The sequence below is a fragment of the Neoaquamicrobium sediminum genome (assembly GCF_040970315.1).
Classification (GTDB): Bacteria; Pseudomonadota; Alphaproteobacteria; order Rhizobiales; family Rhizobiaceae; genus Aerobium; species Aerobium sediminum.
The window spans coordinates 179395-196196 of the sequence record NZ_JAZHFV010000003.1 but is presented as its reverse complement, the minus strand read 5'-3'; the positions used below and the strand labels follow the sequence as shown (position 1 = coordinate 196196).

At 64.6% G+C, this 16802-nt stretch carries 14 protein-coding genes; 8 read left to right on the top strand and 6 right to left on the bottom strand.

The features are described 5' to 3' along the window. The first annotated feature begins 61 nt into the window (after window positions 1-61). The 4 genes from V1479_RS11490 (at window position 62) to V1479_RS11475 (ending at window position 5234) form a co-directional block, all read left to right on the top strand. A complete protein-coding gene (locus tag V1479_RS11490) occupies window positions 62-1522 on the top strand; it encodes a YcjX family GTP-binding protein (RefSeq protein ID WP_368803007.1) in 1461 nt (486 codons plus the stop codon). Then, a complete protein-coding gene (locus V1479_RS11485; protein ID WP_368803006.1) occupies window positions 1519-2592 on the top strand; it encodes a YcjF family protein in 1074 nt (357 codons plus the stop codon). Before V1479_RS11490 ends, V1479_RS11485 begins: the two co-directional genes overlap by 4 nt. Window positions 2593-2710: 118 nt before the next feature. Next, complete coding sequence (locus tag V1479_RS11480) at window positions 2711-3253, top strand: hypothetical protein (RefSeq protein ID WP_368803005.1); 543 nt, start codon at window positions 2711-2713, stop codon at window positions 3251-3253. A 127-nt stretch (window positions 3254-3380) separates the two neighbouring features. Further along, window positions 3381-5234, top strand: a complete 1854-nt coding sequence (locus tag V1479_RS11475) for a monovalent cation:proton antiporter-2 (CPA2) family protein (protein WP_368803003.1) — start codon at window positions 3381-3383, stop codon at window positions 5232-5234. Between the two features lie 18 nt (window positions 5235-5252). Here the strand turns inward: V1479_RS11475 and folK are convergent, their stop codons facing one another. The 3 genes from folK to folP are packed head-to-tail and all read right to left on the bottom strand — an operon-like array spanning window position 5253 to window position 7049. Next, the gene (folK, locus tag V1479_RS11470) at window positions 5253-5774 is read right to left on the bottom strand and encodes a 2-amino-4-hydroxy-6-hydroxymethyldihydropteridine diphosphokinase (RefSeq protein WP_368803002.1); all 522 of its coding nucleotides are present in this window, start codon (window positions 5772-5774) and stop codon (window positions 5253-5255) included. 27 nt (window positions 5775-5801) lie between these two features. Then, window positions 5802-6167, bottom strand: a complete 366-nt coding sequence (gene folB / locus V1479_RS11465; RefSeq protein ID WP_173191308.1) for a dihydroneopterin aldolase — start codon at window positions 6165-6167, stop codon at window positions 5802-5804. Between the two features lie 18 nt (window positions 6168-6185). Beyond that, a complete protein-coding gene (folP, locus tag V1479_RS11460; RefSeq protein ID WP_368803001.1) occupies window positions 6186-7049 on the bottom strand; it encodes a dihydropteroate synthase in 864 nt (287 codons plus the stop codon). Window positions 7050-7236: 187 nt separating this feature from the next. Here folP and V1479_RS11455 point away from each other — a divergent pair, with 187 nt between their 5' ends. Then, window positions 7237-7854: a DUF922 domain-containing Zn-dependent protease gene (locus V1479_RS11455; RefSeq protein ID WP_368803000.1), complete on the top strand. Its 618-nt coding sequence runs from the start codon at window positions 7237-7239 to the stop codon at window positions 7852-7854. A 7-nt stretch (window positions 7855-7861) separates the two neighbouring features. Here the strand turns inward: V1479_RS11455 and V1479_RS11450 are convergent, their stop codons facing one another. Beyond that, window positions 7862-8182 (bottom strand): 2Fe-2S iron-sulfur cluster-binding protein, encoded by a 321-nt coding sequence (locus V1479_RS11450; RefSeq protein WP_173191305.1) that lies wholly within the window; start codon window positions 8180-8182, stop codon window positions 7862-7864. A 102-nt stretch (window positions 8183-8284) separates the two neighbouring features. Then, window positions 8285-8653 (bottom strand): Hpt domain-containing protein, encoded by a 369-nt coding sequence (locus V1479_RS11445; protein WP_368802999.1) that lies wholly within the window; start codon window positions 8651-8653, stop codon window positions 8285-8287. 298 nt (window positions 8654-8951) lie between these two features. On the opposite strand from V1479_RS11445, the gene V1479_RS11440 reads away from it, so the two are divergent. The 3 genes from V1479_RS11440 to V1479_RS11430 all read left to right on the top strand — a co-directional run bounded on the left by V1479_RS11440 (window position 8952) and on the right by V1479_RS11430 (window position 16146). Next, the gene (locus V1479_RS11440; RefSeq protein ID WP_368802998.1) at window positions 8952-14468 is read left to right on the top strand and encodes an apolipoprotein A-IV repeat region-like domain-containing protein; all 5517 of its coding nucleotides are present in this window, start codon (window positions 8952-8954) and stop codon (window positions 14466-14468) included. A gap of 154 nt (window positions 14469-14622) precedes the next feature. Further along, window positions 14623-14955 (top strand): hypothetical protein, encoded by a 333-nt coding sequence (locus V1479_RS11435; RefSeq protein WP_368802997.1) that lies wholly within the window; start codon window positions 14623-14625, stop codon window positions 14953-14955. 132 nt (window positions 14956-15087) lie between these two features. Beyond that, window positions 15088-16146 carry an ATP-grasp domain-containing protein gene (locus V1479_RS11430; protein WP_368802996.1) on the top strand — a complete coding sequence of 353 codons (1059 nt, stop codon included), beginning with the start codon at window positions 15088-15090 and terminating at the stop codon, window positions 16144-16146. Between the two features lie 27 nt (window positions 16147-16173). Here the strand turns inward: V1479_RS11430 and V1479_RS11425 are convergent, their stop codons facing one another. Beyond that, window positions 16174-16773 carry an ABC-type transport auxiliary lipoprotein family protein gene (locus V1479_RS11425; protein WP_368802995.1) on the bottom strand — a complete coding sequence of 200 codons (600 nt, stop codon included), beginning with the start codon at window positions 16771-16773 and terminating at the stop codon, window positions 16174-16176. Between the last annotated feature and the right edge of the window lie 29 nt (window positions 16774-16802).

Genomic DNA, 16802 nt, shown 5'->3' with positions numbered 1-16802 from the left:
GCTCTTTCCAATTGGGGCCTGCAGCACCTATATCGGCTGCCATGAGCACGAGATATTTCTTTTGGCTGCCCTGACCAGTATCGGCGACGAGGCGCGCATCGCGATCGACACGCTGGCCGGACGGGCGGCGGGCCTGGTTTCACCGTCGTTGCGGCTGGGTGTGACGGGTCTGTCGCGGGCGGGCAAAACGGTTTTCATCACAGCACTGGTTCACAATCTCGTCCATGGCGGTCGTCTGCCCCTCTTCGAGGCGCAGAAAAGTGGGCGCATCTCGCGGGCCTATCTCGAACACCAGCCGGACGATGCCGTGCCGCGCTTCCAGTACGAGGATCATGTCGCCGCTCTCGTCGATGAACGCATCTGGCCGGATTCCACCCGTGCGATATCCGAACTGCGCCTGACCATCGACTATGAATCCGCATCCGGCTGGGGACGGCTTTTCTCGCGCGGACGACTGTCACTGGACGTGGTCGACTATCCGGGCGAATGGCTGCTCGACCTGCCGCTTCTCGGCAAGGACTATGCCGACTTCTCCCGTGACGCCTGCGATCTCGCCAGGCTGCCGGTGCGCGCCGACCTTTCCGCGGAGTGGGCAGCGCTGGCGAGCGCCGCCGACCCCGACGCACCTGCCGACGAAATGACTGCGCGGCGGCTGGCCGAGGCCTTCGCCGCCTATCTCAAGGCCTGCAAGGAGGACGAGCGGGCATTGTCGACGTTGCCGCCCGGCCGGTTCCTGATGCCCGGCGACCTTGAAGGCTCCCCGGCGCTCACGTTTTCGCCCTTGCCGGAGCTCGGCGGCGAACGCGCCAAACCCGGTTCGCTGCGCGCGATGATGGAGCGCCGCTACGAGGCCTACAAGACGCATGTCGTCAAACCGTTCTTCCGCGAGCATGTCGCGCGGCTCGACCGGCAGATCGTTTTGATCGACGCCATGCAGGCGCTCAATGCCGGACCCGAAGCCGTAGCTGACCTGGAGCGCGCGCTGACCGAGATCCTTGCCTGTTTCCGCCAGGGACGCGGCAACATGCTGACCAGCCTGTTTTCGCGAACCATCGACCGCATTCTGATCGCTGCCACCAAGGCCGACCATATCCATCATGAGAGCCACGACCGGCTCCAGGCCATCGTGCGCCGCCTCGCAGACCGGGCGATCGAGCGCGCGAGCTTTTCGGGTGCGGAGGTCGAAGTGCTGGCCATGGCGGCCGTGCGCGCCACCCGTGAGGGCACGGTCAAGCAGGGCCGCGATACGCTGCCGGTCATCATCGGAACGCCGATTGCCGGCGAACGAATCAATGGCGACACCTTCGATGGCGAAACCGAAACGGCCATATTTCCCGGTGACTTGCCTGAAAAAGCTGCGGCGGCATGGAAGGATTCCGGAGGCGCGGCAGACGCCCCCATTCGCTTCGTGCGCTTCCGTCCGCCGAAGCTGGAGAGAACCGCCGAGGGGCTGACGCTGTCGCTGCCCCACATCCGCCTCGACCGCGCCCTGCAATTCCTCATCGGGGACCAGCTCGCATGAAGGAACCCAGACGCCCCGCGGCCTTCCGCATCGAACCCGTCAGCAAGCCCGAGCCGCCCCCCAAGGCTGAAGCGCCGCGCGCGCCCCGCGCCGTGAAACCGCAGGCCGCAGTCGTCACGCCGGCCGAGATCGACATTTTCGACGAGCCGGACGCTGCGATCGCGGAACCACCGCCCGCCTCGCCGCCCCGAAAGCGCTCCAGGCTCGGCGCGATCTTCATTGCCGCACTTGGCATTCTGGTTTCGATGGCTCTCGGCCTGTGGACCGAAAGCCTGATCCGCGAACTCTTCTCGCGTTCCGACTGGCTCGGGTGGTTTGCCGCCGGCGTTGCAACGGTAGCAGCGCTCGCGCTGGTCGTGATCCTTGCGCGCGAACTGGTAGGGCTTGCCAGACTTAACTCGGTGGAATCGTTGCGCAGGCGTGGTGCCGAAGCGCTTGCCAATAACGACGCCCGTGAGGCACGCAAGGTGGTCGGCGAGCTGACCCGCTTCGTTTCCAGCAGGCCGGAAACGGCGGCCGGCAGGCGCGCGCTTGCCGAACTCGAGGACGATGTCATCGACGGTTCGGACCTGGTCCGCCTCGCGGAGAGAGAGTTGCTGGTGCCGCTCGACGCACGCGCGCAGACGCTCATCCTCGACGCTGCCAAGCGTGTCTCGGTCGTGACCGCGGTCAGCCCGCGCGCGCTGGTCGACATCGCCTATGTCCTCTTCGAGGCAGGCCGCCTGATTCGGCGGCTGGCCGAACTCTACGGCGGGCGTCCCGGCACGCTGGGCTTCATCCGGCTGGCGCGTGATGTGCTGGCTCACCTCGCGGTCACCGGCGCGATCGCTGCGGGTGACGAATTTGTCCACCAGATCGTCGGCCAGGGGCTGGCCGCGAGGCTTTCGGCCAAGCTCGGCGAAGGCGTGGTCAACGGCATGATGACGGCGCGAATCGGCGTCGCGGCCATGGAAACCGTACGCCCCCTGCCCTTTGCAGCCGCGCGACGGCCGGGCATGACCGATTTTCTCGCCGCTCTGACGACTTTTGTGCGCAGTAAGAACGCGACGGAAACCAAAAGCAGCGAATGACCTTGCGTCTTTTAGCGCCTTCGACCATTCTCTGCCCAAAGACGGGTAGACGAAGCGTTAACCATTCTTCGCCATGGTTTGCCTCGCTGTTCCCAGTCAAGTCGTAGCCGGGTGTCCCATGATCGCACGCGCATTTCTGACCGCATTCCTGCCGCTTGCGGCTGCCTCTCTGGTGGCTGCGCCCGCGCTTGCATCCGAGAAGGACAAGCGCTTCTTCAGCAAGGTTCAGGGTGAATGGTCCGGGCCTGGCGAAATCGTCGCCGGCAAATACAAGGGCACCCGTTTCAACTGCAACTTCAAGGGCGCTACGCCGGACGGCAAGCTCGGCATGTCGCTCGACGGCGGTTGCCGCGTCGGCCTGTTCACGCAGAAGATGTCGGCCAAGATCGAGCACAAGGGCCGGCAGGGCTACCGCGGCACCTTCATGGATGGTGCGCTCGGCGAAGGGCTCGATGTCGTCGGGGGCGATGTGAGCAACGGCAAGGTCGTGCTGACACTCAACCGCAACCAGCTGAATGGTGCAATGCTGGCGCGCCTGCCTGACGACGACACCATGCACGTCACGGTTTCGGTCAAGGTCGACAAGGAAATGGTTCCGGTCATCGGCATGAATCTGAAGCGGGTCGACACCCGCTCGGTTGGTTCGGTCAGCAACCGCTGAATCTGGCGGCAAACACACAGCCGCCTTCCGCATACGACTACCTATTCCCTCACGCCTGTCATCCGCCTACTAATAGCGCTTGATACTGCGCGCGGAGCGGTTCCGCGCAAACATCAGGAGGCATGGCATGGCGGCTGAAGCAGCGCATCACGGCGTCGATCTCGTTCCGGTCGTGGCCTTGCTGGCCGCAGGCGTCGTGGCGGTTCCGCTGTTCAAGCGCTTCGGTCTCGATTCGGTTCTGGGTTATCTGGCGGCCGGTCTCGCGATCGGCCCCTTCGGCATCGGGCTGTTCAGCGACCCGGAGACGATCATCAGCGTCGCCGAACTCGGCGTTGTCATGTTCCTTTTCGTGATCGGCCTGGAGATGCAACCGTCGCGCCTGTGGAGCCTGCGCGGCGAAATCCTCGGGCTGGGCGTCCTGCAGGTCGCGACATGCGGATTGCTGCTTACAGGCGTCGGCATTCTGCTCGGATATGATCCCGCCGTTGCGTTTGTCTTCGGCGTGGGCTTCGTCCTGACCTCGACAGCGATCGTTTTCCAGGTGCTCAACGAGCGGGGTGAAATGTCCACTCCTAAGGGTCAGCGCATCGTCTCCATCCTGCTGCTGGAGGATCTCGCGATTGTGCCGCTGCTTGCATTCGTTGCGTTCATCGCGCCGGGCTCTGGCGAGGCGGAGGCCGGGTCGCGCTGGGTGTCCATAGCCATCGCGCTCGGCTCCATCGCTGGTCTTGTGCTCGTCGGGCGCTTCTTGCTCAACCCCCTGTTCCGTGTGCTGGCGCAGGCCGGCGCCCGCGAGGTAATGACAGCGGCGGCGCTACTGGTGGTTCTGGGCTCGGCGCTTGCGATGCAGCTCGGCGGGCTTTCCATGGCGATGGGCGCCTTTCTGGCTGGCGTGCTCCTTTCGGAATCGACCTTTCGCCATCAGCTCGAGGCCGATATCGAGCCATTCCGCGGCATCCTGCTGGGGCTATTCTTCCTTGGCGTCGGCATGGCGCTCGATCTCGGTGTCATCGCGCAGAACTGGGGCCTCATCGCTACGGCGGTCCTGGCCTTCATGATCGTCAAGGCGATCGGCATCTACGTCGTCGCGCGGCTGCTCAAGACGAGCCATTCGGAAGCCCTGGAACGCGCCGTCATCATGGCGCAGGGCGGCGAGTTCGCCTTCGTGCTTTACGCAACCGCTGCCAATGTCGGGCTTATTGACGCGACAGTGAACGCCATTTTCACCTCGACCGTCATCGTTTCGATGGTCCTGACGCCCTTTGCGATGATGGCGCTGAAGCGCCTGACGCCGGAGCCGGAACAATCCATGGATGGCGTCGAAGTCGCCCACGACATGCGCGGCAGCGTTCTCGTGATCGGTTTCGGCCGCTTCGGCCAGATCGTCAGCCAACCGCTGCTTTTGCGCGGCGAGGAGGTGTCGATCATCGACGACGACGTCGAGATGATCCAGGCGGCTGCGGAATTCGGCTTCAAGGTCTATTACGGCGACGGCACGCGGCTCGACATTCTGCACGCTGCCGGCGCCGACCATGCCAAGGCCATTCTCGTCTGCGTCGAAAAGCCCGAGGCGGCTTTGCGCATCGTCGAGCACATCAAGGCCGAGTTCCCGCTGGCAACCGTCATGGCCCGCGCATTCGATCGTGGCGCGGCAATCGAGCTGATCAAGGCCGGCGTCGATTACCAGATACGCGAGACCCTGCATTCGGCCTTTGCCTTCGGTCGCGCAACGCTCGAGACGCTCGGCGTCCCCGACGAGGAAGCGGACGAGTTGATGGACGAGGTGCGCCGACGGGATGCGGAACGGCTGGAAATCCAGGTGGTCGGCGGAATTTATGCCGGCAACCAGCTTCTGAAGGGCAATCAACCGACACCGACACCGCTGGCAACGCCAAAACGGGGTGGCAGCGCCGGCAACGAGGAGGCTGCCGAAGCGATCCGTCGCGCGGCGGCATCGGGAGAAGAAGCCGCGCCCGGCTGATTGTAACCTTGAGGGGCTTCAGAGGCGCCGCCACCAGTCGTTGCCGCCCGGCAACCGATCGATGCCAGTCGTGTCCACGCCAGCGAGCCGTCCGGCCGCGGTCTCGCCGTCCACGATCACGTCCGGCGCGATCTCCGCCAGAGGCGCCAATACGAACGCGCGCTCGCCCATACGCGGGTGCGGCACCTGCAGCCCCTCTTCGTTGATCCGCTCACTGCCGAACAGCAGAATATCCATGTCAATCACACGCGGGCCCCAGCGCTCGGCCCGCACGCGCTTGAGCGCGCGCTCCGTTTCAAGGCACAGGTCGAGAAGCGCGCGGGGCGACAGTGTCGTATCGACGGCGGCGACGGCATTCATAAAGTCCGGCTGATCGGTCTTCCCCCATGGCGGGGTGCGATAGATCGACGAGACAGCCACGACCGACACTGCCGCATTCGCATCGAGCACGCGCAGCGCGGATGCCATGGCCGCCGCCGGATCTCCGAGATTTCCCCCCAGCCCGAGATAGGCCCGGGTACCGTCTGTTACCGTGTTCATGCGACACAATCCGGAAGTGACGGGGTTTCAACCCTGCTGGGGCCAGACAACCGTGACCTCGACATAATCCAGCACGCCCGGCACCGGTGCATTCGGCTTGCGTACGGTGATTTCTGCCCGACGGATTTGCGGAAACGAACGGCAAAGGGCCTTGGCCACATCGAGCGCCAGCGCCTCGATCAGGAAGCGGCGCTTGCCGGTGATAATCTTCTCGATTTCGATGAAGGCAACGCCGTAATCGACTGTCGCGTCTATTGAATCGCTCTCAAGGGCACTATCGGGCACCACGTCCAGGACCGCATCCACATAGAAGCGCTGCCCCAGCGTCTCTTCCTCGTCCAGCACGCCGTGGCGAGCGAAAAAGGCGCAGTTCTTCATCCGGATCGTATACATCGACATTCCTCCGCGCCGTCAGCCGGCGGCACCCCTGCCTGCTGCCATACCACGCGCAACCATAGCATCGGCAAAGCGCAACGCGTCCTTGTTGATTGCGACATCATGCACCCGAAAAATGACGGCACCTTGCAGCCGCAGGATCACGCTCGTGGCAGCCGTTCCAGGTCCACGCTCATCAGGCTCGCGTCCGGTCACCGCGCCCACGAAGCGCTTTCGCGACGTCCCGACAAGCCACGGCCGGCCGAGTGACGACAACTCGGAAAACCGCGCCATCAAGTCCAGATTCTCCTCCGGTGTCTCCTTGGCGAATCCGAAACCGGGGTCGAGCAGGATGCGTTGTTCATCCACGCCCGCGTCACGCGCGATCTCCAGCGACCGCGACAGGAAGGCAACCTGATCCGCAATAGGGTCGGCAAGCTTCGTGCGCTCGCGCCCGGTGTGCATCACCACAAGCCCTGCCCCGGTCGCTGCCGCCACGCGCGCGATGCCGGGTTCCCGCTGCAGGCCCCAGACGTCGTTCACGATGTGCGCGCCGGCCTGCACGGCAAGCCGGGCAGTCTCCCCGCGGTAAGTGTCGACCGAAATCAGCGTATCGCCCTCGGCGGCAAGGGCTTCGATCACCGGCAGGATACGGGCCTGCTCCTCGGCCGGCGACACGGCCGCACCTCCGGGGCGCGTCGATTCCCCCCCGACATCGACGATCGATGCGCCCTCGTGCACCATGCGTCGCGCCTGGGTCAGCGCGGCATCGGCCTGCGCATAGCGTCCGCCATCCGAAAAACTGTCCGGCGTGACGTTCAGCACGCCCATGATCCTTGCCTCTGGCCCCAGTTCGAGGGAGCGTCCGTGAGCGAGTGGCCAGATATAGCGTTCGAACATCTGCGTTTCCGGGAAATGCCTCGGACGCGTTTTGAGGCCGTGCAGCGGCAAATGCAATGTTGTTATCGCCAACATTGCGCTCGGCGGTGCAGTGCTGCGATAACGGGCTCGTTACAAAGCAGTGCGACAATGTCGATTGCCTTGACTGCCGTGCCCGGCTCACAGTGCCGCTCGATAAGGAGACGCCATGAAGAAGCTTGTCCTCGCTGCCGGCATCGTGGCGCTTGCCAGCCTGCCCTCGCATGGCGCGAGCATGTCGCGAACCTACACCTATTTCACCATTGGCGGGACGACGCTTGAGGAAATCGAAGGCGAACTCAAGAAGCGTGGGCCGCAGGTCGGAAGCGCCGGGTCACGGCACCCTGGCGCAACGCGCATGGAGTTCACGACCCGCGTCGGCTACAGTGAAAGCAAAGGCCGCTGCAACGTCGTCGAGGCGAATGTGCAGGTCAAGGCGAACATGATCCTGCCGCGCTGGAACAGGCGCAAGCGGGCAAGCGGCGAAACACGTTTCGTCTGGGACACGCTTTCGGCCGACATCCGCCGCCACGAGGAGAGCCACGTGGTCATCGCGCGCAACCACGCCCGTCAGATGGAGCAGGAACTGCTCAATATCCGAAACGAGGCCAATTGCGAGGTTGCTCAGGAGAAGGCAGCGGCAACGACCGCGCGCGTGCTTACAGCGCACGACAAGGCGCAGGACGATTTCGACAGGATCGAGGGCATCAATTTCGAGCGCCGTCTGATGCGCCTCATGGACTACCGGATGGAACGCATCGAATCGGGAAAGATCCCACCAAGCTGAACGGCGTTCAGCCCTGACGTTCGGGAATGCTGACGACGAGGCCGTCGATCTCGTCGCGCACGCGGATCTGGCACGAAAGCCGCGAGGTCGGCCGCACCTCGTAGGCGAAGTCCAGCATATCCTCTTCCATGGCCTCGGGCGGACCGACAACGTCCGTCCAGGCTTCGTCCACGTAAACGTGACATGTCGCGCAGGCGCAGGCGCCTCCGCATTCGGCCTCGATGCCCGGAACGGAGTTGCGGATCGCATTTTCCATGACCGTGGAGCCATTCTCCGCGTCCACTTCGAAGCGCGTGCCGTCGAAGGCGATGTAGGTAATCTTCGTCATTGAGTTGCCTTAGTCGCGCTGGCCGTCGGCCAGTTTCGGCGCGACAGATACTCACCTGCCACCTCAAGTCAACCGTGGCGCATGACCACGGCCGCTCCCTCTCTATCTGTTGATCGCAGCCACGAAGTCATGAACCTCGTCGATAGCCTTGGACAGGCGAGCGATCAGCGCCTCGTTCTCCGGTGTATCTTCGATGGCGGCTGCGCAGTCACCGAGCTTGAATGCACCCAAGCCACGGGCCGTACCCTTAAGCGTGTGGGCGATCATCCGTCGATCGGCCTCATTTGCAGCGGCGAGGTTTTCGCGCGCGGCCGCGAGCTGCACCACGAACATGCCCAGCACCTCCTGCTCGAGCGCGCGGTCTCCGAGCGTCTGCCGCGAGAGGTGAACGAGATCTATCGGTCTCGCCTTCGACGGTTCGCATGTCTCGCCGCCGGGCTTGCCGAACGCGGCACTATCCAGATCCTTCACCGTCCCAATCCCCTTGCCGGCCGTTTGCAGGTGGGGAACGAGTGTGCCGTTTCGGGGTAGAGAAGCGGTTAACGCGCTGTCTGCGGATACGCCCTTTCCGCATGGCGGTAACGATTGCGAAAACCTGTTTGGTGTCCGGCTGTTAACCCTATGTTTAAAGTTTTACACATGGCGCCGAAACGCAGTTTCCTTTGTCGGCCTGTCCCAGTACGATACGCTATGGCCCGTATCAGGCCCAAAGAGCGGGAACGAGGCGCCGGTAAGGCGACCCGCCAAACGAGTACAGGGTAGTAGCGGCATGGCGCGTAAAGCAACGACGACGACCACTCTCGACAGCGAAGTGGCCAAGGAACTCGAAGACGCTCTGGACATCGATCTGTTCGTCGATGACGAGCCGGGCGGCCTGGATGTAGCCGGTTCGATGGCCGAGTTCGAGGCCCAGATATCCAAGGCGGCTGAAGACCTCGCGCGCGATTCGCGCGCCAGCGCGGTCCAGGCGGCGCCTGCGCCGGAGAAGAAAGTCGAGCAGCCGGCAAAGCCCGCTGTCGCCGCGACCAAGCCAGCACCGGCCGGCCCGAAGCCCGCGGCAAACGCCGCCGCATCCGATCTGCGGCCGCTGGACCCGCCGGCAGCAGCAACGCCGTCCGCATTTGCCCACGCCAACGACGACCGCCAGAAGGACTACCGTTCGCTGCAACAGCAACTGCGCCGGTCGAGCCCCGGCGCCATCTATTGGCTGGTCACCCTGCTTTCGCTCGCATGGGTCGCGGGCGGCATGATCATGGGCCACATGCTGTTTGCTCCGGCCATCTGGGAAGTGCGCTCCATCCAGCAGTTGATGGCGACGCCGCAGATCCTCGGCCTCATCGTGGCGATCATCGTTCCCATCATCCTGTTCTGGGGCTTTGCCGTCATGATCCGCCGCGCGCAGGAAATGCGCCTGGCCGCCCAGTCGATGACCGAGGTCGCATTCCGCCTTGCCGAGCCCGAGCATCTAGCCACCGACCGCGTCATGATGGTTGGCCAGGCAGTGCGTCGCGAAGTTCAGGCAATGGGTGAAGGCATCGAGCGCACCCTTGCCCGTGCAGTCGAGCTCGAAACGCTGGTCCATACGGAAGTCAACGAGCTGGAGCGCGCCTATACCGACAATGAGAGCCGCATCCGCACGCTCATCGACGGTCTCGGGAGCGAGCGCGAGGCAGTCGTCACGCATGCCGAGCGCGTTCGCGCGTCGATCTCTGGTGCCCACGAAACGCTTAAAGAGGAGCTCGATTCGGCGAGCGACGTCATTCGCCAGAACATTCTCGGCGTCTCGTCACGGCTCAGCAACACCATTTCCGATTCTGGCGCCCAACTCGTCGACCGCATCAACGAGAGCGGCTCGTCGATGTACGACGCCATCGACCAGCGCCTGGAAACGATTTCCGATCGCATAACCACGTCCGGCGAAGCCTTCGCGAGCCTGCTCGACACCCGCATCGCGCGCCTGACGGAAAGCACCGACGACGTGACCCGCTCGCTGTCGCAGATGCTCGACGAGCGCACGACCGGCATGGTTTCGCTGCTGGGCGGTGCTACGACCTCGCTCAACAATGAGCTGAACGCCCGCCTCGAGGGCATTGAAGCGACGTTGCGGGAACGCGGTCAGGCACTCATCCACGAGTTCCAGACACGCGCCGAGGCGCTCGACACAGGCACGCAGAAGCTCAACGCGGCGCTGGAAGCCCGCGCCCGCCAGATCAACGAGACGCTGGTCGAGCGTTCCCGCGAGATCGCGCAGACCTTCACCGACGGCAAGAACGGCGTAAGCAGCCTCATCGACGAGACGAAAGCACGCATCGGGTCGGAAATGGCCGAGCTGGTCATGTCGACCTCGACCATGCTCGAAGGACGCGCCTCCGATTTTGCGGCCCGCCTTGCCGGCGGTCGCGACATGATCGCCCAGGCGCTCGAAGCTGACCTGCAGCGGATCGAGCAGTCGCGCCAGAGCATCGACGGCGCGATGACCGGCCATGTCGAAAAGCTGGCCGAAGGTCGCGAGATGATGGTCAAGGCGCTGGACGACGACCTGCGCAAGCTGACCGAGGCCCGCGCGGCGGTGGATGCCGCCGTTACCGGCCATGTGGAGAAGTTTGCCGAAGGTCGTCAACAGATCGCAGACATGCTCGACAGCGATCTCACCCGCATCAAGCAGGCCCGCGACGGCCTCGATACGGTGGCCGGCGAGCATCTGCGTGCGCTCGAAGCGCGGCAGAAGGACCTTACCACAGCCATCTCGGTCGACATCGCGAAGGTCGAGGACGCATTCGACCGGCAGACCAATGTGATCGGCGAACGCACGCTCGATCTGCAGGCCGCACTCGGCCGCAGCGTCGACCAGATGCGCGGTGCGCTTGGCAGCGAAGTCACCCGCATTGACGAGGCTCTGGCAAGCCATGTCGGTCAGATCGACGAACGTGCCCAGGCCATCGAAGGCGCGCTTTTCGCTGGCGCCGAGCGCCTGCGCGGCACGCTCGATGCCGATCTCGCTCGCATCGACGAACGCGCACAGGCGATCGAAGGCACGCTGTCGGCCGGTGCCGAACGCGTGCGCGGCGCACTGGAGGCCGACCTCACGAAGATCGACGAAGCCTTCACGCATCAGCAGAACGTCATCGAGACCCGCACCAAGACGATCGAAAGCGCGCTCTATGCGGGTGCGGACAACATCCGCAACGCACTTGGCGACGACCTCGGCAAGATCGAGGAAGCCTTCGCACGCCAGGGCGGCGTCATCGAGGGCCACACCCAGGCGCTTCGGGAAACGCTTGCCGGCGGCTCCGAAAGCCTGCGCGAGGCGCTCGGCGAAGACCTTGGCAAGATCGAGGAAACGTTCGCGCGCCAGGGCGGTGTTATCGGCGCCCACACCCAGGCGCTTCGCGATGCCCTCATCAGTGGCTCCGAAAGCGTGCGCAACGCGCTCGGCGAGGACCTGACGCGTATCGACGAGACATTCGCCCGTCAGACCGGCGTCATCGAGGCGCGGACCAAGGCGCTCGAAAACACGTTGTCGGGCGGTGCCGAAGCGGTTCGCAATGCCCTCGGCGACGACATCGAGCGCATCGAACACGCCTTCAACAATCAGAGCGGTGTGATTGAAGCCCGCACGAGTGCCCTCGCCGATGCCCTGCATCAGGGCGCGGAACAGGTTCGCGGTGCACTGGGCGAAGACCTCTCCCGGATCGAGGAAACCTTCGCCCGTCAGGCCGGTGTCATCGAGGAGCGCACGCAGACCATGGAGCGCGCGCTCAATGTCGGCGTCGACAATGTTCGCAGCGCACTCGAAGGCAGTGCCGTAGTTGTCGCCGGCTCGCTGCGCGACAAGGTGCTGGAAGCCACCGCATCGCTTGGCGAAGAAGCGGCTAAGGCCGTCGCCGAAGCAGATGCGCGCATCGCCGCACGCGCCGAAGAGACTGCGCAGGCGCTGTCGGCGCGCGTGGGTGAAGTCACCGAGGCCTTCGACGATGTGGACCGCCGTCTGTCCGAGCGTGCCCGCACGACTGGCGAAGAGCTGCGCGGCCACGCGGACCATGCCGCGGGCATGTTCACCGCACGGGCGGCGGAGATCCGCATCGCTTTCGACGATGCCGATCAGCGCCTGGCCGATCGCATCGCAGTCTCCGGAGCCGAGCTTGGCAGCAAGGTCGACACGATTGGGGATACGCTGGCTTCCCGGACAGCCGAGATTTCCGCGTCCTTCGAGGAGATCGACAAGCGCCTTGCCGACCGCATCAGCCTCTCCGGCTCGCAGCTTGGTAGCGAGGTCGACGCACTGGCTCAGTCGCTTACGGCTCGCGCCTCCGAGATCGCCGCATCGTTCGACGGTGCCGACAAGCGGCTCGCCCAGCACGCCTCGGCGCTCAGCGACGTGTTCGCCAGGGCTGACGACGCGATCCTGTCGCGTACGCAGCAGACGGCAGCGGAGCTTGAGGCACGCGCGTCCGCCATTGTCGAGAGCCTCGAAGGTGCCGATCGCCGTCTTGCCGCCGGCGCTGGAATGCTTGGCGCACGCATCGAAGACGATGTCGCGCGCGCCGAGGAACGCCTCAATGCCGGTGTGGCGCAGATTGGCGACAAGCTGCACGAGCAGATCGGCAACGTCGAGGCCGGCCTCGCCGCCCGCGCCAGTGCCGTCTCCGCCAGCTTTGCCTCGGTCAACGAGCAGATCGGGCAGTCGACCCACGAGGCGACCGCCGCAATCGACGATCGCACGCGTGAGCTCAACGCCCTGCTTGCTGCCCGTTCGACCGAGCTGTCGCGTATCCTCGACGAGCGCGCGGCACCGCTGGTCCAGCGTTTCGCCGAAAGCGGCGGCGAGCTTCAGAAGAGCCTGGAGATCGCCACGGAGCAGGCAACCGAACGCCTGCGCCAGCAGAACGCGGCTCTGGTCAACGCGCTTGCAACGCGTACGGCCGAGACGCTCACCGCCGTGGACGCGGCCAGCAACAGCCTGTCGGACAACGTCACCAGCCTCATCGACCGGCTGACCTCGTCCAACGACAGGCTGCATGAGTTGGTCGACCTGGCGGCGAACAACCTCGTCAGCCTCGACGAGAAGGTCCTCGGCACGACCGAGCGCTTCGCAAGCAGCACCGAGCGGGCGGCACAGTCATTCGCCAGTTCCGCACGCCTCATCGACTCCAATGCTGGTCGCCTCACCGATCTGTCGACTTCGACGCTCAAGGACATCGCGGCCATCGCGACGCGCTTCGACGATCACGCGAAGGTGCTCAGCTCCGCCTCCGAAATGCTCGGATCCGCACAGGACGGCCTCGCATCGACGCTGGACGGGCGCCAGGAGGCGCTCGAAAAGCTCGCCGTCGGCCTCGTCAAGAAGTCGGAGGATATCGAACGGGTCATGCAGTCGTTCGAGGATCTGGTCGGACGCGCGCTGGAAAAGGCGGAGACCCGCACCCGTGCCTCGACCGAGCAGATTCGCTCGTCCATCGCCGAGGTGGTCGACGGCGCCGCCAAGCGCTTTGCCGAGGCGACCGAGGAAATCCGTCGCTCGGTCGGCAGCATCCGGGGCGAGCTGGAGCAGACCCGCGCCGAGGTCAAGAAGGGCGTGATGGAACTGCCTGAGGAGACCAAGCAGTCGACGTCTGCGATGCGTCGTGCCGTCAGCGAGCAGATCAATGCGCTGAAGGAACTGGCCGACATCGTCGCCAAGTCCGGCCGTGCCTTCGATGCTTCGGACCGCAAGGCCCCTGCCCGTGGCAACGGTCCCTCGCTGCCGCCTCCGCCTGCCGCTCCCCTGAGCCAGCCGGCTGCTCCGCTTGCCGACGCCCCGCTACGCGGTGGTCTCGACGCCCCCGTCAAGGAGCGTGCGGCCGAGGCGCCGTCGGGCGGATGGGTCAAGGATCTGCTGCGTGGCGCGTCGCGCGACGAGGAGCCTGCCGCGCCTGCCCCCACCGGCGAGCGGTCTCCGCTGCATCTGGTCGAGTCGCTCAACTCGCTTTCGGTCGACATCGCCCGCGCGATCGACCACGAAGCGTCCATCGAGCTCTGGAACCGGTATCGCCGTGGCGAACGCAACGTCTTCACGCGCCGGCTTTACACGCTCAAGGGCCAGCAGACCTTCGAGGAGATCCGCCGCAAGTACCAGTCAGACGCGGAGTTCCGCACTGCCGTGGACCGCTACTGCCGCGACTTCGAGAAGCTTCTGCAGGATGTCGGCCGCAACGACCGCGACAACATGATGACGCAGACCTACCTGACGTCCGACACCGGCAAGGTCTATACCATGCTGGCCCATGCAAGCGGCCGGTTGAAGTAGGCCTGGCGAAACCACCGATGCACTTCATGAAGGCGGGCTTGTCCCGCCTTCATTTATTTCCGCTGCAGTGCGGGAAAGATGACGATACGGCCTACGATCGCCACCTTCGCCGCATTATAGTGGGCGCGGGGCTCATCGTTACCGGAGCGAAATCGTGCGCATAATCCTTGTCCTCACGGCAGTGGCGCTTGGCAGCACCGCCTGTCAGAACTCCGTGGCCGTGCAGCAGGAGGCCGAGGTCTTCAACTCGATCCAGTACGACACGATACCTTGCGCCGACCTGCAGGGCAGACGCAACGCGCTGGCCGCGCAGCATGGCGTTTCACCAGACATCGAGCGCACGCCACCAAAGGAATCGACGACGCCCGGTTTTGGCATCGTGCTGCCCGACGGGCGCAGCGATGCGGAGCGCGCCAGGGCGCGCGCTGTAGGCGAAATCACCGCTATGAACCGCTCCATACAACGGCGCGCCTGCGGCAAAGGCTGAAATGCCGAATCTGTCTCATTCCAGCCTCTAGACAGTCGATTTTGCGCAAGCTTGTATTGTACGCGGCTCGATATCCTCGGCTCATAAGGTGACGAAACGTCCAGCGTTATCGCAGGGACAAGGGAGCGGCTGATGGGCGACGGCACGCTGGTGCTCGTATATGAGCGGCCCGGGGATTGTTTGACCCGGCTCGTCGCCGAAGGCCATCCTTCGCAGCATGCACAGGAGATTGCATCGTATCTGGCGCAATCCATCGATATGGAGCCGGAATTTCCTGCGCTGGAGCAGGCGTGTGCGGAACGAAATCTCCGGTTCGAAGCGACAACACTGGATGCATTCGCCGCCAATCTCTCCGGCTATCGTCCCGAACAGACCCTGGTCTGGACGCTGACGGACGGCATTTCCTATTTCAGCGGCAGCGTATCACCCGGCCTCGCTCGCCTTGGCATGCTTCGGCGGGTTGGCGGGGAGGATGCGCTGTTCTCGCTCTGTCAGGACAAGTTCCGCTCGGGAGCCGTGCTGCACGCGCTGGGCATCGCCACACCGCCGACCGCGCTCGCTCGCAACGGCACGTTCATCTCGCCACGCAGCGCCATTGAAGGTGCGACGAGCTGGTTCGTGAAGCCCAATCGGCTCGGTGCCAAGATCGGCATTTTTGCGGATTCGCATTGCCATTCCATCGAGGAGGCGCTGGCCCTGTCCGAACGCATCTACGCGGCCTATGGCGATGACGCCGTCCTGCAATCCTATGTGCCGGGGGAAAACCTGCGGGCAAGCTGGCTCGATGTCGACGGCACCGGCGATCTCGAACGTCTCGGGACATGGCTGGTCAAGTCCGGCGAGGACTTCCAGACCATGAGCGACAGCCTCGCCCTCTACGGCGACACGGGCGCGCACGCGAAATCGTCAGGCTCGTACCGGGAGCCCACCCTCGTGGATCTCGCCACGAACAATCCGCGTGCAGCGAATGCCGTGGCCGAAACGGCAGCGCGGCTCGTGAACGGGCTTGGCCTGCGCGACGTTTTTTCGCTGGATTTCAGGCTCGGTCCCGAGGGGCGGCTGACCCTGCTGGAGTTCGAGGTCTGTCCCGGGCTGCCGTGCTTCGACTTCCGCGCCTATGTCAAAGCCATGTGGGGCAAGACGCTGCCGGAGGCCATGGCCGAGCTCGCCGCGCGAAAGCTGGCACGCTAGCGCGCCGGCATCGGATCTTGCTCGCAGCTAGATGCTGGAGCCGACCCAGGAGACGATCTCGCTCGAAACCTGGCCGAAAGCGCTGTCGAGGGCCTCGACATAGGCATCGTTGTCGGCGCCAGCCACTGGCGCCTGTGCCTGGAACGTACGCGAAGCACGCACAACGCCGTTGCGGTCGTTGAGTACCTTGACGTAGAGGCGCACATCGGCGCGCGCCGATCCGTCGACGCGAATCTCGAAGGCGCGGATTTCGGTGACGATCTGATAGTCGATCGCCAGCCCCTCGCCCGGCTTGCCCACGCCTCCATAGCGGCCGGATGCCTGCATTGTCTCGGCAAGGCGCGACTGGACGATGCGCGGCAGACGATCCGCCCACTGCGCACCCTTCAGGAACTCGACCGTGCCGGCCGAGGGCCTGATCACAACGTTCTCGCCGTCCAGCACCTTGAGCGCAGTGGGCTCGGCGATGAGTATCTGGGTGCGGGATCGGCGCGGTCCGTCTGTTTGCGCGGCAGCGCTCGTCAGGTCGTAGGTGTCGAGAGGCGCGGGACCACCACCGGGCAGTGCGGCACATCCGGGCAGGAGCATCGCAGCCATCGCCCACACAATCAGGTTTCTACGCTTCATCGCTTACCCTGTCCCACCGGCACGCATAC

Excerpts from the sequence above, each read along its gene's own strand:
- folB (WP_173191308.1), bottom strand. The coding sequence starts at position 6,167 with ATGTATACGATCCGGATGAAGAACTGCGCCTTTTTCGCTCGCCACGGC.
- folK (WP_368803002.1), bottom strand. The coding sequence starts at position 5,774 with ATGAACACGGTAACAGACGGTACCCGGGCCTATCTCGGGCTGGGGGGA.
- V1479_RS11450 (WP_173191305.1), bottom strand. The coding sequence starts at position 8,182 with ATGACGAAGATTACCTACATCGCCTTCGACGGCACGCGCTTCGAAGTG.
- V1479_RS11440 (WP_368802998.1), top strand. The coding sequence starts at position 8,952 with ATGGCGCGTAAAGCAACGACGACGACCACTCTCGACAGCGAAGTGGCC.
- V1479_RS11480 (WP_368803005.1), top strand. The coding sequence starts at position 2,711 with ATGATCGCACGCGCATTTCTGACCGCATTCCTGCCGCTTGCGGCTGCC.
- V1479_RS11425 (WP_368802995.1), bottom strand. The coding sequence starts at position 16,773 with ATGAAGCGTAGAAACCTGATTGTGTGGGCGATGGCTGCGATGCTCCTG.
- folP (WP_368803001.1), bottom strand. The coding sequence starts at position 7,049 with ATGTTCGAACGCTATATCTGGCCACTCGCTCACGGACGCTCCCTCGAA.
- V1479_RS11455 (WP_368803000.1), top strand. The coding sequence starts at position 7,237 with ATGAAGAAGCTTGTCCTCGCTGCCGGCATCGTGGCGCTTGCCAGCCTG.
- V1479_RS11475 (WP_368803003.1), top strand. The coding sequence starts at position 3,381 with ATGGCGGCTGAAGCAGCGCATCACGGCGTCGATCTCGTTCCGGTCGTG.
- V1479_RS11430 (WP_368802996.1), top strand. The coding sequence starts at position 15,088 with ATGGGCGACGGCACGCTGGTGCTCGTATATGAGCGGCCCGGGGATTGT.
- V1479_RS11485 (WP_368803006.1), top strand. The coding sequence starts at position 1,519 with ATGAAGGAACCCAGACGCCCCGCGGCCTTCCGCATCGAACCCGTCAGC.